The sequence below is a fragment of the Stenotrophomonas cyclobalanopsidis genome, from assembly GCF_008710035.1.
GTDB lineage: Bacteria > Pseudomonadota > Gammaproteobacteria > Xanthomonadales > Xanthomonadaceae > Stenotrophomonas > Stenotrophomonas cyclobalanopsidis.
Genome location: NZ_VYKI01000002.1, coordinates 257,991 through 274,053 on the forward strand (window position 1 = coordinate 257,991; position 16,063 = coordinate 274,053).

Here is a 16,063-nt window from a genome sequence, read left to right on the forward strand (position 1 = left end):
TTTTCTCATTGGGCTGCGGGCGCTAACCGCCCATCCTCGACAGGCCACCGACAACGGGTGGCACGGGCTTGCAATCCCGTGGGTTGGTTTGTTGTTTACGCTTGTCTGCCGGCGTCGTGCACCCCCTGTGCGCGGCGTCGGCGGGCAATCCGTCCGCGGCTCCATGGCGGGCGGTGCGTGGGGGCCTCGCGCCCGCCGGCAACTCTTAACCGACCCCCGGTATTGCAACCACGCACCGTCCGCCACCCCGCTGTCAAGCGCGGGTGGCGTCCCGCCTCATGCACAAGGACGCCGAGATGATCTCTTCCAAGTACCCCTTCCTGTTCGCCACCCTGGGCGACGCGGCCGCGCGCCTGCCCGACGACCTGGCACGCACGCTGGAAAGCACGCTGGCCGCCACCGATGCCGCCAACGCCCCCGAACGCACACCCGAAAGCGTCACGGTGCTGAACTGCCTGCGGCGCATCCGCCAGGTGGAAGCGGCCAACGGCCAGCCGTGGCCGAACGATGGGCATACGCCCGGCCAAAGCATGGCGCTGGCCCGCATCGACCGCGCCAATGCCGGACAGACCTTCCTGCTGGAACTGCTGCACGCCATCGAACGCACGTGCGTGGATGGCGATGAAGACGAGAAGCTAGGTGACGGCGCACGCGAGGGCATTCTGTTTGCCTGCCGCGCGTTGGCCGAGTACATGGATCTGCAGCTGCACGCGGCGTGAGCAGAAATGCAAAAAAGGGTCAGATCCCTTCGCGGTGCAAAGGGCCCCGACCCCAAGTGCTCTACCGCTGTAGCTCAGGCCTACCTGTGCACTGGTCTTGTGGCAGCCATCTGCACCCGTGCATCCGCGCGGGCATGTGGCCGCCCCGCTGGTAAAGCGGGGCTCTGCCCTGCTGTGTGAGGTCGTGTCTGACCGGCCTCACTACCGCATGGCTGCGCAGCATTACCAGCGGTAAGACATGCCCAGGTTTCCCGTGGCTTCACGGTACCCATGGTCGCCGCGCATCACCCCCAATCCACCCCAGGCACTCAGGCCGGACGGGAAATCCACCCGCACCCCGCTGCTGAGCTCGTAGCGGTTGAGCGGTGCACCCGCCTTCAACACATCGGCATCGAAGGCAATGCCATCGCTGGCACCATCTCGGTACCAGTTCGCTGCCAGGTAGGGGCTCACTGCCGCCCCGGATGCCGGGCGTGCCTCGCCCTGCAGGCGCAGGCCCAGACGGCCAGACAATCCGCTGTTGCCCAGGCTGCGCACTACGGTGCCGTTGCTTTCCTGGTGGACGCCGGTGTTCGAATCGGTGTACACCAGCTGCAGTTCTGGTTGCAGGTGCAATGCGGTACTGCCGATCCTGCCGAGGCCGAAGCGGTATCCCGCCTCCAGCGAGGACTGCCACAGGTCCGAATCGTAGCGCTCCGGGGCCAGGCCTTCGCCCTGTACGGTGTTGCGGAAGCGGCCGCGCTGGGCGCTGGCGTCCACATACGCCGCATCGTTGCTCCAGTTGCCATACACCCCCACCGCACCGCCTTCCAGCGTGCCGGTGGCGCGGTAGCCGGTCACCGACGAACGCGATTGCGCGTGCGACTGCGCAGCAGTGGCCATCAGGCCCACGCGGCCACGGCCGTCATCCCACACCCCCACATCCGCACCGAGCTGCAGGCGAGAACGCTGCACGCGCATGCCCAGCTCTTCATCCACTGCAGACATGCGGCTGTTGCCAGCGTCCACCCGCGCCCAGCCACGCACGCCATCTGCCGCTGTGCTCCCACCCTGGCGGTCACGCCACTGGTGACGCAACACCTGGTTGAGTGCGAACTGGTTGGCCAGGTAGGCACCTGCTTCGGGACGCAGCACCGGCGGTGGCGGCTCGATCGGGTCGATGGGATCAATAGGGTCGATCGGATCGATTGGCGGGTCCACCGGGCCACCACATTCGGGCAAGGTGGGGTCGGTGTCGCAGGGATCAGGCGCGGGCGGCAGCTGCGAGCGCAGGTACCAGCCGCCGTTGCCGGCATCCTTGAACAGGAAGTACTCGTACTGCCCACCCACGGCACGGCCGCTCAGGTTGAACTGCGCGTTGGATGCCCCGCCGATGCGGATCAGCTCGATGCCTTTGTCGGTCTGCGCCCCGGCGCCGCCGGCGTTGAACACGCGCACGTTGGCCTGGCCATTGGCATCGCCGGTGATGATCAGTTTGTCGGTCGCCGAGGTGTCATCGCCCAATTGGGTATTGAACGCCAGCGTGCCGCCGTTGCCCACGAACGCATCCACGGTGAGCGTGTTGAACGTGGTGCCGCTGCCCAGCCCCACCACGCCGGTGGCATCCAGCTGCAAACGGCCCACGTTGCTGTCGCCGGTGAGCAGCCAGGTAGCGTCGGTGCCGATGGTGGCACTGGTGACATCGAAGAAACGGCCATCGAGCTGGGCCTTGTTGCGCAGCACAACGTCGAGGCGGCCATTTAGGACCGTGGTGGGGTCGAAGGTGATGTTGCCCGCCAGCCGGACATCATCCGCCGCAAAGTTGACATCGGTGCGGGCCGTGCTGGCACCATCTCGTGCCTGGACCAGCAGCAGATTGCCATCACCCCCCATCAGCTGCGCACCGTTGCTGACGCTGATACGGTAATCCGCGTCGTCATCCAGCGGCTGGACCTCAATGGCGGCGCCGCGTCGCGAAGCTACCCGGGAGTTGTCGATTCCCAGACGAATGGCGTCTCCCACGGGCTGAAATGATGACAACACAACGCCTATATTGGCCGCATCGATGGTTGATCGGTTGAGGATGTCCATCTGCCCGTAGTTCAGGCGCACTCCCAGCCCGGAGTTGAGGGGGTTGCTCGCATTGGGCGCATCCTCGACTACGATCGAGGTACCATCAACAACGACGGTTGCATCATAGATGCTGGCACCCACGGCGTCGTACGTGACATCAATTCCGACCGCCAGTGTTCTCGGATTCATTTCATCTGCAGTGATCGAGATGGCACTGTTGACAATCGAGGCGGCCGCGTTGTCACCGCGCAGGGAGACGCCCCCGCCTGAGAAGCGGGTGTTGACGGCCTGAAGTACAGCCCCTTTTCTCAACTCCACCGCAGCCTGCCCGCTATTACCGGTCCGCGTCACCTGGGCCCCGTTCAACGTCAGCGTCGAGCCGCTACTGGCTTCCAGCTGATGGGTCCTGCCGCCGTTGACCGTCAGGCGGGAACCGTTGACCAGGGACCACATTTCCTCGGGATCGCCTTCCACCACCTCCGCGCTCTGGCCATCCAGGTCGCGCGCCATCAGCGCGGGGGTAGAAAGTGATGCCATGACCAGCAACAGGCCCTTGGCCAGGGGGCGCAGCTCAGGCAGGTCAAAAAGGGGGAAAGCACGGCGATTCATGCGCAGGTCCTCAGCGGGAAAGGGAATGCCCGTTGGGAAGGGGCAAGGCGTTACCTCGGCTTCCTTCCTGCATCTCAGGGGCCATGGCGTGACAACACTGTGATTGTCTGCGCATTGAGATGCTGCAACGGGTCTTGGAACGACGTGAAGTGTCGCAATCCACTCTCTGACGGCCTATGCAACTAGTTGCAATTTCCGGCTGGGAGGATGCCGCCTCGCCATGGGCTTGGCGATTTGTTCAGCGTCGCTGCTCGATGCCACTTGCAGTGCCCTGGTAGCGCACGACCGGTGGCCGTGCGCTACCGCCGCACGCCGCGCTACCAGTCGTAACGCAATCCCAGCTGCGCACTGGTCTGGTAGTAACCGGATGCCCGCTGCAACGACAATCCGCCCCACGCACCCAGGCCGTTGCCGAACGTCACCGAGGCACCGCCACTGAACTCTCCGCGGTTGCGCGGAATGCGTGCATCCACCACGTCATCATCCATGCGTACCCGACTGTCGTTACGGGCGTGCAGCCAGTGCGCGGCGATGTACGGCTGCACCTGCGCCATGCCATCACCCCAACGGGTAACCCCCGACAAACGCACACCCGCACGACCATGCAACCCATCCGCATGCTGCGTGGCCACCACCGTGCCGTTCGCTTCGGTGTGGCGCAGATCATTCCAGCGACTGTACCCCACCTTCAACTGCGGCTCTACATGGATGCCAGCGTTGGGCGCACCGCTCACACGGAACGCATACCCGGTTTCAACCGCACCTTGCCACGCCTTGCTGTCGTACCGCTCCGGCATCAGGCCCACGCCTTCCACGCGGTTGCGGAACCGTGCACGCTGCACCGAGCCATCCACGTAGAAACCCGCATACGGGTCTTCGTTGGCCGCACGCCAGGTGCCATACACCCCCAACGCTTCGCCCTTCACTTTGCCGCGTGCGTAATAGCCGGTCAGGGTGTTGGCCGCCGTGCTGCTGGCATTGCCGCTGGACAGCATCACGCCGAACCCGCTGCCATTGGCCACCTGCATCACATCCACCCCCACGCTCAGCGCCTGGCTGCTGCCACGCACGTCCAACTGGCGGCTGACCGCGTCGAACCCGCTGCGTGCACCCCGCACGCGCGCCCAGCCGCGGCCTCCCCCCAGGCCCGCCTGGCGGTCGTGGTAGCCCAGGCCGAACATGTTCTGCGCGGCAGTCAGGTTGGACAGGTAGGCACCGCCTTCCGGGCGCAGCACCGGGTCGGGAAGCGGGTCTACCGGTGGGGTCACCGGGGGATCGACCGGAGGGTCAACAGGCGGGTCAAGCGCACCGCCACACTGCGGCAGCGTCGGGTCGGTGTCACAGGGGTCCGGCGGCAGCAACTGCGAGCGCAGGTACCAGTTCCCTTCGCCACCGGCCACGCCGCCCTTGTGCAGGAAGTATTCGTACTGCCCGCCTACCGCACGCCCGGCCAGTTCAAAGCGTGCATTGGACGTCCCCTCCACGCCGATCAGGGAAATCCCATCCAGCGTCGGGGCGCCACGCCCGCCCAGGTTGTTGACCTGCACGCGCGCGTTGCCGTGGGTATCCCCCAGTACGTGCAGGTGATCGGCAGGCGAGCGGTCATCGCCCAGCGCCGCGTTGAACAGGAACATCGCCCCGTCGGCGTGCAGGTCGCCGGTCACGGTGAGAGTGTTGAAGCCACCACTGCCATCGGACAATGCCACCCCGCTGCCGCGCAGTTCCAGCGCACCCACGCTGGCATCGCCGGTCAGCGTCCACTGGCTGCCGCCTTCCAGCGACAGGCTGTGCAGCAGTGAAGAGCGCCCGACCCATAACGCGCGGTTGGACAGCGCAAGATGCACCTGCGACTGCGGCACCAGCCCGGCATCTTCATCGGCCTGGGTGGTGACGATGTCGCCATGCAGTTCCGCCCCGCCTTCCAGCGCAATGTCGAATCGCCCGGCCACGGCCGCATCCAGCGCGATGCCGGTGCCGTTACCACCGGCCACCACGGCACCATTACCCAAGCGCAGCCCAGCATCACGCGTGCTGCGTACCCACACGCCGCCATGCTGCGCACTGACCAGCGAGCCGCCATCCAGTTGCAGGCTGCCGCGTTCGTTGATAACCGCCGCCCAGGCGCCTTCGCCTTCGGCACGGACATGGGTATCGTGCAGCGCCATCTCACCGCCACCGTGCGCGTACAGGCCATGCGCTCGGTCACCCGTGGTGCGCACCACGCTGTCCTTCAGCCGCACGTTGCCGCCCTGGTAGGCAACCACCCCCATGGCCCCCGCGCCCTCGGTCAGCACCTCCGTCCCGATCACATCCATGCGTGGTCCCGGGCCAGCCATCGCATTGGCATAGAGGGCGTGCCCGTTGTCGCCACGGGTGTGCACGCGGCTGCCACGCAGCGTGGCCTGGGCATCGGTGCCGAACAGGGCAACGCCGTAGCTGTCGGATCCGCCTGCGCTGATCTGCGAAGCGTCCACCTGCAGCCGGGAGTTGAACCAGACCTCAATGCCCGAACCCTTGGCAGTAGCTATGGTGGAGTTGTCCACCTGCGCATCCCCATCGCGCATGTTGAGATTGATACCGGTGGAGGCGGTTTCCAGATGGGAATTGCGCATGACCAGCACCGAGCCCTGACCCAGGCTGATGCCCCAGTTCCCGCGCATGTCCACGTCGTCCAGCAACAGGCGGCCGCCACCGCCTGTGGCAAAGCTGACCACACTACTGCTGTCGCCGTCGGCATGGATGCGGCCACCACGGAATTCGACTTCCCCGCCCACCAACAGCCCCGCACCGGAGCGCGCATGGCTGAGGTCGATATGGACATCTTCCAGCGTGACCTTGCTGCCCGCCCCCGTCGTGATGCCACGGGAACCAGCCCCCAGGCCATTGATCTGCACGGAACGCAACGTGACATCACTGCCGGCATTGGCGACCGATACCGCAGCACCGCTCCCCATCTGCTCAATCCGCATGCGCTCGGCCCGCAGACTGCCCGCCTGCACATCAATGCCATTGGCACTGGTGCCTTCCACGCGGATGACGCTGTCCAGCAGACCCACCGTACCGCCACGCACCGACACGCCGTGGGCCAGGGCACCACGGGTAACGATGGTGCTGTCGTTGATGGCTGACGTTGCGTTGTCCACCGCGATGCCAAACGCGGCCTGGCCGTTGGTTTCGATGCGCGTATCCACCAGTGCAACGTGGGCACCGCTCAACGCCGCCACCCCGCTGGCCGCGTGGCCAGTGGTCACGATGCTGCTGCTTTCCAGTGCAATGCGGCTGCCCACGCCTTCGGCCCGCGCCGCCGCGGCGCCCTGGCCTTCGGTGCGCAGGTTGACCGCGCCAGTCGGAACGATGCTGCCACCATTGCGGGCAAAGAAGGCATAGCCGTCTGTGGTGCCGGGGTTCTCCGGCGCGGTGGTGTGGTAGTCGCCTGCGGCGGGGGTCTGGACGTCGCCGTCGGCAATGACCTGCTGTGCGTTGGCGGGAGGGAGGGAGAACAGCGCAGCACTGAGCGCGAGCGCCAGGGCATGGTAGGACTGGGGAGGGTGATGCATGGAACACTCCGTGGATGAGCCGCCCGATCCTGCGGCACGGCCATGGGGCGCACCATGGAAATTGTTGCAACGTAGTTCCGCCGTCCGTGTGAGCCGACGCGGTAGTTGGACGGGGATCTGCAGTTAGTAGGACGAGTGAGGTACATCACGGCATGCAGCGTGACGGAAACATCCATGCGGCGATGGCGCAGGACCGCGCACGCCGAGCGGGTGCGTCACCTGCCCTCGGCCGGCGAGGCCAGCAAGAGAGTCACCGCCAGCCATGGGTAAGCTGCCGGTGACCTACTGCTGGTTGGCGAAAAGCAGCGCCGGCTGCACTCTGTAGAGCCGAGCCCATGCTCGGCTGCTCTTCGGTCAGATCACGATGCATCATCGTCAGCCGAGCATCGGCTCGGCGCTACAGGGTTTGACGCAATCGGCACGCATTGACGCTCTTTCCCGCGGCGCTGCAACTCTTCGTATTTTTTCTACTTTCCAACTTTTCTCATTGGCAGCGCGGGCGCTGCATGCCAATCATGTACGCGCCACCGACAACGGGTGGCTAGGGCTTCCAATCCCGATAGGTAATTCTGTTGTTTACGCTTGTCTGCCGGCGTCGCGCATCCGTGTGCGCGGCGTCGGCAGACATTCTGTCCGCGCAGTTTTGGCGGGCGGTGCGTGGGGGCACTCGTGCCCGCCGGCGTTTCGCAGAGTTACCTCCGGTATTGGAACCACGCACCGTCCGCCACCCTCGCGTTCTGCGGGGGTGGCCCTTTGCACCCCGCACAAGGACGCCGCCATGAGCGCATCGAAGTATCCCTTCCTGTTCGCCACCCTGGGCGAGGCTGCCACGCGCCTGCCCGAAGATCTGGCACGCACGCTGGAAAGCACGCTTGCTGCCACCCAGGCCGCGAACACTGTGCAGCGCACACCCGATGGAATTACCGTACTGAACTGCCTGCAGCGCATCCGCCAGGGTGAAGCCGCCGATGGCCAGCCGTGGCCGGACAAAGGCCACACGCCGGGCCAACGCATGGCGCTGGCCAGCATCGACCGTGCCAACGCCGGGCAAACCTTCCTGCTGGAACTGCTGCACGCCATCGAACGCACCCGCGTGGATGGTGATGAAGACGCGCAGGCAGGCGATGCGGCACGCGAAGGCCTGCTGTTTGCGTGCCGTGCGTTGGCCGCCTACGTCGGTGAGCAGGTGCAGGCGGCATAGACGGTGCCGCTCTGCGCTGCTGGATGCCAACCGGTAGCGCCGAGCATGGGATCAGCGCTATAGAAGACAAGAATTCTGCCGTTGATCAGGCAAAGTGCTGGTAACCGCCACTGGCGGGCTCGCCATCCACCTGCACACCCTGCCCTTCAGTGATGCGGCCGACGCAGGTCGTCCGTCAAGCGAGGTCACCGTGGATGGAGAGCAGTGAGCGCCTGGTGGAGCCGCATTACCCGCCGTCACTCAATCCCAGCTGCGCGGAATTCGTGCATTGATCACCGCAGCGTCCATCTGCACCCGTGCATGGGCGCGGGCACGCGACCGTCCCACCCGTAGAGCCGGGCTCTGCCCGGCTGCATTTCATTCCGGGGCCAAGGCGTCTGCAGCGTGTCGGTGTTGGATCGGAAAGCAGCCGGGCACTGTGTACTGCACCATCCCGTTGCACAGCGCACCTGCCGGAGCGGGTAATGCAGTCCTCACTGGTAATCGGCTGTCAATGTGGCCTCGCCGCGCAGGACACCCGGCTGCAGCGCGCCGCTGGTGCGGATGTACTGGGCAGTGAATGCAATGCTTTGGTCACCCGCACTGGACGCGCCATGGGTCCATTGGGTGCCGAACTGCACGGGGGTGGTGCCACGCAACAGGCGCACCCGTGCGCCCGCCGCCGTGGAATCACGCGTGGGCGTCAGTTGGCCGGTGCCACCGCTGTTGCCGTTGGCATCGGTGAGCGTGAGCTTTACCGTTGTACCGGCACTGGGGCAGTTCATGCGCACGTTCAACGTGCTGTTGCCGGCGGTGCTGCCGGCGGTGGGCAGGGCCGTGGGGCGCACATCCGGGAGTGACATCGAGGCGTTGGACAGCGTGCACGCAATACTGGGCACATTGATATCGAAGGTGATGTCATGCTGCCCCGCAGGAACCCGGCTGTAGCCGGTCAGTCTGGTAGCACCTTTGTAGCTGCCGCGCGCCACGCTGCTCATGGCACCGCCGCGGGAGACCACGGCGAACTCCAACGCAGCGTAGAGGTCCCCGGAACTGCCCGTCCTGACAACGAAGTCGTTGCTCTGCTTCATGTTCATCGGGTGGATCTGCGCACCGACACCGGCGCTGTTTTTCCAATGCCGGAACACCACCAGCGGTGAGGTGCTGGAAAAGCCGTAAGCCGGGTAGCTGGTGCCATCCACGTTCACGTGGCGCACATAGGTCAGGTTGTTGGCCTGCGGTGTGAAAGCCACGCTGATGTTCTGCGTGCCCGGGCAGCCCCCGTAGCGTATGGCGCCCCAACCGTTGGCACTCCAGCTCCGCAGCACCACGTTGGGGGCCACCTCATTCCGCACGGAAACGCTGGTGCTGTAAGTGTCGGCTCCGCTCACCGATGTGCAGGCCTGGGCCACCGCAGGCATCAGCAACACCAGCAGCAGCCAGCCTCGCCCACGGCGGGTGGCTGTGCTGGCACGGTCATCCCCGGCAGGGCAGCGCCGCTTACTCATAAGCGGCGGTCACGGTGATGTCGCTACGCACGGTACCCGGCACCAGCGTGGCCACATTGGCCACGTAGTACGCCGCGCGCAAGGGGTAACTGGCGCTGGCACCGCTCACCGTGACCACAATGCCGGTGTCGCCCTTTTTCAGGTAGGTGCTTCCGCTGGCACCGGCCAGCAGCGCCACCGCGATGCCGGTGGCCGGATCGGTAGTGGCGGTGTTCTGCCAGCGCTGCGGGTCCCCGGAGGCGGCGGTCCCATCGAAGGACAGCTTGGCCCTGGCCACGCCCACGCAGCCGGTGAAGTTGAGCGCACCGGTCTTCACCGCGTTGTCGCCCACCTTGGCCTGGTCGACCCGGATGGTGTCCAGCGGAATGGCCGGGGCGGCCAGCGTGCAGGTGCCGGGCAGCACGCGGCCACTGATGGTGAGGGTGGCCGTATCGGCCAGTGCAGCGGGGGCCACGCCAGCCAGACCCAGCAGGGCAGCGGCGCGCATCAACGAACGGGACATGGTCAACTCCTGGGAGAGAGGAACAAGGCGGACGCGGGAGAGAGCGGCAGGCTCACCGCCTCGCTCCAGTAGATGCCGCAGGCATCGGGGGCATCGGGCAGGCGGTGGGCAAGGCGGCAGCGGTGTGGCCCATCCGGGTCCACCAGCAGAACGCCCTGCGGCTGCGCGTCCCGCAATTGGAAAACACCGCCCTGCCCCAGCGCACCGGCAGGACCGCCCTCTTCAGCCCGCGCTGCGGCGCGGGTTTGGACGTCGCCGTCGGCGATGACCTGGTGTGCGTTGGCAGGTAGGTGGGGGCTGAGCGCGAGCGCCAGCGCATGGTGGGACTGGAGAGGGTGATGCATGGGACACCGCGTGGATGAACGGCGCGATTCTGCAGCACGGCCATGGAGCGCACCATAGAAATTGATGCAACGTATTACCGCCGCCCGTGTGAGCCAACCCGTAGTTGGATGGGGATCTGTCGGCGAGGCCAGCAAGGGAGTCACCGCCAGCTGGGTGGTTCTATCGTTGGGGATGGGAGTGGGAGCACCGCGATCGGGTGACGCACGATCAACGATCGTGCATCACCCGTGCAGCCTCAACTGAAATGCTGGTAGCCACCGCTGGCCAGCTCACCATCGACCTGGACGCCCTGCCCTTCGGTGATGCGGCCGACGCAGGTCAGCGGCACATCCAGTGATTCGGACAGGTACAGCAGCGCGTCGCGCTGGTCGGCGGCGGCGGTGAAACACAGTTCGTAGTCATCCCCACCGCGCAGCGCGCAGTCGCGCGCGTCATCGCGGCCCAGCAGGGTGCGCAGTTCCGGCGAGATCGGCAGCACGTCAGCATCGATCTGCGCGGTCACGCCACTGCGTGCCGCGATGTGCCCCAGGTCAGCCACCAGGCCATCGGACAGATCCACGGCGGCATGCGCGAAGGCACGCAGGCGCAGGCCGAGGGTGACGCGCGGAGTCGGACGCAGCAGGCGCAGGCGCAGGGTTTCGTAGTCACCCAGCAGAGTGGCGGTGGCCACGTCCAGGGCGCCCTGCTGCCACAGCTTCAGTGCACCAGCAGCATCACCGATCGTGCCGCTCACCCAGACATCGTCGCCGACCTGCGCGCGGTCGCGGCGCAGGGCCTGGCCGCGGCCTACCTGGCCCATCGCAGTCACGGTCAGCGACAGCGGACCGCGCGTGGTGTCGCCACCGATCAGCGCGATGTCGTGCTGGTCGGCCAGGGCGAAGAAGCCTTCGGCGAAGGCGTCGATCCAGTCTTCGCTGGTGTCCGGCAGCGAGAGTGCCAGCGTGCACCACGCCGGGCGTGCGCCCATCGCGGCCAGATCGGACAGGTTGACCGCCAGGGTCTTCCAGCCGATGTCGTAGGCCCGGGTTTCCGCCGGGAAATGCACGCCGCTGTTGAGCGTGTCGGCGGTGACCACCAGTTGCTCGTTGGCACGCGGCTGCAGCAGCGCCGCGTCATCGCCGATGCCCAGCAGGATGTCGTCGCGCTCGGTGGTGCGGGCGCGGATGCGGTCGATGAGGGCGAATTCGGCCAGGGACATGGGGCGCTCCGGCGGGTTGGCGTGAATGGGCGACGGGCGCGGGCGGATGATGCAGACGAGATGGAACCGGTGGGATGGAACCGATGGGACGGAACCGACGGGGCAGAACCGACGGGGTAGAGTCGACTGTTAGTCGACTGCTTTCCCGTCCGACACCACGACTGCTGATCGAAAAGCAGTCGACTAACAGTCGACTCTACCAAAGCAGGTTTCCGCGTTGTTCGACGTCCAAAGCAGGTTTCCGCGTTGTTCGACGTCCAAAGCAGGTTTCCGCGTTGTTCGACGTCCAAAGCAGGTTCCCGCGCCGTTCGACGTCCAAGGCAGGTTCCCGCGTTGTTCGACGTCCAAAGCAGGTTCCCGCGCCATTCGACGTCCAAGGCAGGTTCCCGCGCCGTTCGACGTCCAAGGCAGATTCCCTCGCCGTTCGAAGTCCAGAGCAGGTTCCCAGCCATGCCAACCAAGGTTGGCACCCACCAGGAGCAGAATCGGGTCAGTGACCCGATTCGACCTTGCGCCATTCCACGGCGGCACGATCCAGCACGCCGTTGACGTAGGTGTGGCCATGCTCGGACCCGAAACGCTTGGCCGATTCGATGGCTTCGTTGATGACCACGCGGTACGGCACGTCCAGGCGGTAGCGCAGCTCGTAGCCGGCCAGGCGCAGCACGGCGCGTTCGATGGCGTCCACTTCTTCGATGCCACGATCCAGGTACGGGCCTAGGGCTTCGTCGATGTCGCGGCGGTTGTCCAGCACGCCATGCACCAGGGCTTCGAAATACGCCAGATCGGCGATTTCGCGGGCCTGCTCGTGGGCGAACTGGGCGATCAGCGACTGTGCGTTGCCGCCGGAGATCTGCCAGGCGTACAGCGCCTGCACGGCACGACGGCGGGCGCGCGAGCGCAGCACCGGGTCGATGCCATCGCGGCGGACGGGTTTACCGGAGGGCTTGCCCTGGGTGTTCTTGTTCATGGCAGTTGCTCCAGCAGGTTGACCATTTCCAATGCAGCGATTGCGACTTCTTCACCCTTGTTGCCATGGCTGCCACCGGCACGGGCCTCGGCATCCTCGGCGCGTTCCACGGCCAGCACGCCGTTCAGCACCGGCACGCCGAAATCAAGCTGCACGCGCATCAGGCCTTCGGCGCAGCGGTCGGCCACGTGTTCGTAGTGGCGGGTGTCGCCACGGATGACGCAGCCCAAGGTGAGGATGGCGGCGTGTTCATGGGCAGCGGCCAGGCGCGCGGCGACCAGCGGCAGTTCCCAGGCACCCGGCACCCGGATCACGTCGATGTTGGCTTCGGCAATGCCGTTGCCGGCCAGGCTCTGGCGGGCGCCAGCAACCAGGGTATCGGTGATGCGGGCGTTCCAGCGGCTGGCCAGGATGGCAAAGCGCGCCGACTCGGGGGTGCGAAGATCGCCTTCGTAGTGGCTCATATGCGGCTTGGGGGTTCGATAAGGGGGTGATTCTACCGCATGGTGTGCCGGCCAACGGTCGGCACCTGCCAGGGGGTCGGGGGATGGCCGCCGGGCATGGCCCGGCGCTACCCGGGTCGGAGCCCGCGGTGCGGGATTCGACCCCATCGGGCGACCATTACAGGGTCACCGTTTCCACCACTTCCAGGCCGTAGCCGGCCAGGCCCACCTGGCGGCGGGGGGTGCCCAGCACGCGCAGCTTGCCCAGGCCCAGGTCGGACAGGATCTGCGAGCCGGCACCATTACGGCGCCACTGGCCCACGTCCTTGTCCTTGCCCGGCACCACCGGCGCCGGCTGCTGGCGCAGGCGGGCCAGCAGGGCCTCGCCGTCGCGCGGGGCCGACAGCACCACCATCACGCCCGCTCCTTCGGCGGCAATCGCGCGCAGGGCATCGGTGGCGGCCACGCCGAAATCATCGCGGCGCCAGTGCAGCAGGTCGGCCAGCGGGTTCTCCACCTGCACACGCACGAGAGTCGGGGTGTCGGCCGCCGGCGTGCCACGGACCAGTGCGAAATGCAGGTCGTGGGCGATGCGGTCGCGGTAGGTGACCAGCTTGAACGGGCCGAATTCGGTGTCGATGTCGCGCTCGTCCACGCGCTCGACGGTCTTTTCGGTGGCCAGGCGGTAGGCGATCAGGTCGGCGATGGAGCCCATCTTCAGGCCGTGCTCGCGGGCGAACACTTCCAGCTCCGGGCGGCGCGCCATGCTGCCGTCGGGGTTGAGGATCTCCACCAGCACGCCGGCCGGTTCCAGCCCGGCCAGCATGGCCAGGTCGACGCCGGCTTCAGTGTGGCCGGCGCGGGTCAGCACGCCGCCCGGCTGGGCGATCAGCGGGAAGATGTGGCCCGGCTGGTGCAGGTCGGCCGGCCTGGCGTTCGGCTTCACCGCCGTGCGGATGGTGTGGGCGCGATCATGGGCGGAAATGCCCGTGGTCACGCCTTCGGCCGCCTCGATGCTGACGGTGAAATTGGTCTGGAACTGCGCGGTATTGGCCTGCACCATCGGCGCCAGGCCGAGATCGGCGGCGCGGGTGCGGGTGAGGGGCAGGCACACCAGGCCACGGCCGTGGGTGACCATGAAGTTGATGTCCGACGGCTTGACCAGCTCGGCGGCCATGATCAGGTCGCCTTCGTTCTCGCGGTCTTCGTCATCGACGATGACGACCATGCGGCCCTGGCGGATGTCTTCGAGGATCTCGGGGATCGGGGCGAAATTCATGCGCGTGCTCCTTCACCCAACAGCCGCTCGACATACCGGGCGACCAGGTCGATTTCCAGGTTCACCGCGCTGCCCACGCCGGTGGCGGAGAAGGCGGTGTTGGCCACGGTGTGCGGGATGAGGGCGACTTCGAAACCTTCGTCGTCCACTTCGTTGACGGTGAGGCTGACGCCGTCCACGCAGATCGAGCCCTTCCTGGCGATGTAGCGGCGCAGCGCGGCTGGCGCGGCGAAGCGCCAGCGCTGCGCACGTGCATCTTCGTGGACGGACAGGACCTGGCCGAGGCCATCGACGTGGCCGCTGACCAGGTGGCCGCCAAGGCGGTCGGTCGGGCGCATGGCGCGTTCGAGGTTGATGACCGCCCCTTCAGCCAGCTGGCCCAGCGTGGTCAGGCCGAGGGTCTCGGTGGAGGCATCGGCCTGGAAGCTGCTGGCGTCGAATGCGATGACGGTGAGGCAGACACCGTTGATGGCGATGCTCTCGCCGATCTGCACGTGGTCGAACGGCAGGTTGCCGACGTTGAAGGTGAAGCGGACATCGCCGCCGATGGCTTCGCGTGTGGCCAGATGGCCGACGCCTTCGATGATTCCAGTAAACAAGAAACGTTCTCCGCAGAAAGTGAGCGAAAAACGCCGCAAGGCAAACAGGCGGGCGCAGGGCCGCAAAGGCCCCGTGGCACCGTCTTCTTTCATCCGGACTATGACCGTCGGCTCCGGCATTGGACCGGATCTGCTGACCCCCGGCCATGGACCGGGGCGCTCGCGGGCTCGTGCTTGCGCACCTACCGCCGGTGGGGAATCGCACCCCGCCCTGAAGACGTTTGTGTACCGGCGAACCGGCTCGGCCAGTGTACCAGCCTGGACTGAACGGGGTCGGATGGGCAGCCCTGCACGGATCCGACCCCCAGCTGAACCGACCACCAGCTGTGACGTAAGTCGCTCGTAATCTGTAAAAGTTTCATTAAACTCAAGCCTCGGACGACATGAGGTCGCCACGGACTGCCGACAGGGCGGCCCGCCAATGGACTGCAATTCACAGGAAAATCCATGCGCAAGATCCTGATCGTGGCCGCACTGCTGGCCGCCGCACCGTTCTCGGCCTCGGCCGATGCCCTGAGCTACACCTACGTCGAGGGTGGCTGGACCCAGGCCAAGGTCAGCGACGACAGCCTCAATGATCCCAAGCTGGACGGCGGCTACGTGCGCGGTTCGGTGGCCCTTGCCGAGCAGGTGCATGTGTTCGGTGGCTGGAACTACGGCAGCAAGACCTACCACTTCTCCGATGGCTCGGTGAAGCTGGAACTGAACCAGCCGGAGCTGGGCATCGGCTACCACATGCCCTTCAGCGACCGCGTCGACTACACCGCCGACATTGCCTGGGTGCGTCAGCAGGCCAAGGTCACCGACCGCCTGGACGGTTTTGCTGATGAAACCTTCAAGGACCACACCAACCTGGTGCGCGCCACCATGGGCCTGCGTGGCAAGCCCTCGCGCATGACCGAAGCCTGGATCAAGGCCGGTTACATGGATGGCGGCAACAATTTCGAAGGCACCTGGGTCGGCACCCTCGGTGGCCAGGTCAATTTCACCCGGACCTGGGGTCTGGTGGGCGAGATCTCCGGCTACCGCGACGTCACCCAGTTCTCGGCCGGCGTCCGCGCCAGCTTCTGATTGCTCGATCCTCGTCGTGTAATCGAACGGG

The 16,063-nt window shown here is 66.2% G+C and carries 13 protein-coding genes and 1 riboswitch; of the genes, 3 read left to right on the plus strand and 10 right to left on the minus strand.

Annotated elements, in window-relative coordinates; translation table 11 throughout:
* Nucleotides 1–296: 296 nt before the first annotated feature.
* Complete coding sequence (locus FJU31_RS03085; protein ID WP_150453430.1) at nucleotides 297–719, plus strand: hypothetical protein; 423 nt, start codon at nucleotides 297–299, stop codon at nucleotides 717–719.
* Nucleotides 720–941: 222 nt separating this feature from the next.
* On the opposite strand, the gene FJU31_RS03090 is transcribed toward FJU31_RS03085, so the two are convergent.
* Nucleotides 942–3,380, minus strand: a complete 2,439-nt coding sequence (locus tag FJU31_RS03090; RefSeq protein ID WP_150453431.1) for an autotransporter family protein — start codon at nucleotides 3,378–3,380, stop codon at nucleotides 942–944.
* A gap of 317 nt (nucleotides 3,381–3,697) precedes the next feature.
* Nucleotides 3,698–6,937: an autotransporter family protein gene (locus tag FJU31_RS03095; protein WP_150453432.1), complete on the minus strand. Its 3,240-nt coding sequence runs from the start codon at nucleotides 6,935–6,937 to the stop codon at nucleotides 3,698–3,700.
* 778 nt (nucleotides 6,938–7,715) lie between these two features.
* Between FJU31_RS03095 and FJU31_RS03100 the strand changes: the two genes are divergently transcribed.
* Nucleotides 7,716–8,138 carry a hypothetical protein gene (locus FJU31_RS03100; protein ID WP_150453433.1) on the plus strand — a complete coding sequence of 141 codons (423 nt, stop codon included), beginning with the start codon at nucleotides 7,716–7,718 and terminating at the stop codon, nucleotides 8,136–8,138.
* A 473-nt stretch (nucleotides 8,139–8,611) separates the two neighbouring features.
* Here FJU31_RS03100 and FJU31_RS19390 read toward each other — a convergent pair whose 3' ends face one another.
* The 8 genes from FJU31_RS19390 to FJU31_RS03140 form a co-directional block, all read right to left on the minus strand.
* On the minus strand, nucleotides 8,612–9,538 hold the full coding sequence (locus tag FJU31_RS19390; protein WP_246161198.1) for a fimbrial protein: 927 nt from the start codon (nucleotides 9,536–9,538) through the stop codon (nucleotides 8,612–8,614).
* A gap of 79 nt (nucleotides 9,539–9,617) precedes the next feature.
* Complete coding sequence (locus FJU31_RS03110) at nucleotides 9,618–10,127, minus strand: fimbrial protein (RefSeq protein WP_246161194.1); 510 nt, start codon at nucleotides 10,125–10,127, stop codon at nucleotides 9,618–9,620.
* A gap of 2 nt (nucleotides 10,128–10,129) precedes the next feature.
* The gene (locus FJU31_RS03115) at nucleotides 10,130–10,471 is read right to left on the minus strand and encodes a hypothetical protein (RefSeq protein ID WP_150453434.1); all 342 of its coding nucleotides are present in this window, start codon (nucleotides 10,469–10,471) and stop codon (nucleotides 10,130–10,132) included.
* A 236-nt stretch (nucleotides 10,472–10,707) separates the two neighbouring features.
* Nucleotides 10,708–11,670, minus strand: coding sequence for a thiamine-phosphate kinase (thiL, locus tag FJU31_RS03120; protein ID WP_150453435.1), 963 nt, complete (start codon nucleotides 11,668–11,670; stop codon nucleotides 10,708–10,710).
* Nucleotides 11,671–12,160: 490 nt separating this feature from the next.
* Nucleotides 12,161–12,640, minus strand: coding sequence for a transcription antitermination factor NusB (gene nusB, locus FJU31_RS03125; RefSeq protein WP_116862605.1), 480 nt, complete (start codon nucleotides 12,638–12,640; stop codon nucleotides 12,161–12,163).
* Nucleotides 12,637–13,104 carry a 6,7-dimethyl-8-ribityllumazine synthase gene (gene ribH, locus FJU31_RS03130; protein ID WP_079220615.1) on the minus strand — a complete coding sequence of 156 codons (468 nt, stop codon included), beginning with the start codon at nucleotides 13,102–13,104 and terminating at the stop codon, nucleotides 12,637–12,639. Before ribH ends, nusB begins: the two co-directional genes overlap by 4 nt.
* Nucleotides 13,105–13,261: 157 nt before the next feature.
* Nucleotides 13,262–14,362 (minus strand): 3,4-dihydroxy-2-butanone-4-phosphate synthase, encoded by a 1,101-nt coding sequence (gene ribB / locus FJU31_RS03135; RefSeq protein WP_108767734.1) that lies wholly within the window; start codon nucleotides 14,360–14,362, stop codon nucleotides 13,262–13,264.
* Nucleotides 14,359–14,961, minus strand: coding sequence for a riboflavin synthase (locus FJU31_RS03140; RefSeq protein WP_150453436.1), 603 nt, complete (start codon nucleotides 14,959–14,961; stop codon nucleotides 14,359–14,361). Before FJU31_RS03140 ends, ribB begins: the two co-directional genes overlap by 4 nt.
* 77 nt (nucleotides 14,962–15,038) lie before the next feature.
* Nucleotides 15,039–15,184, minus strand: a riboswitch (FMN riboswitch).
* Between the two features lie 224 nt (nucleotides 15,185–15,408).
* Between FJU31_RS03140 and FJU31_RS03145 the strand changes: the two genes are divergently transcribed.
* The gene (locus FJU31_RS03145) at nucleotides 15,409–16,032 is read left to right on the plus strand and encodes an outer membrane beta-barrel protein (RefSeq protein WP_150453437.1); all 624 of its coding nucleotides are present in this window, start codon (nucleotides 15,409–15,411) and stop codon (nucleotides 16,030–16,032) included.
* Nucleotides 16,033–16,063 lie beyond the last annotated feature (31 nt).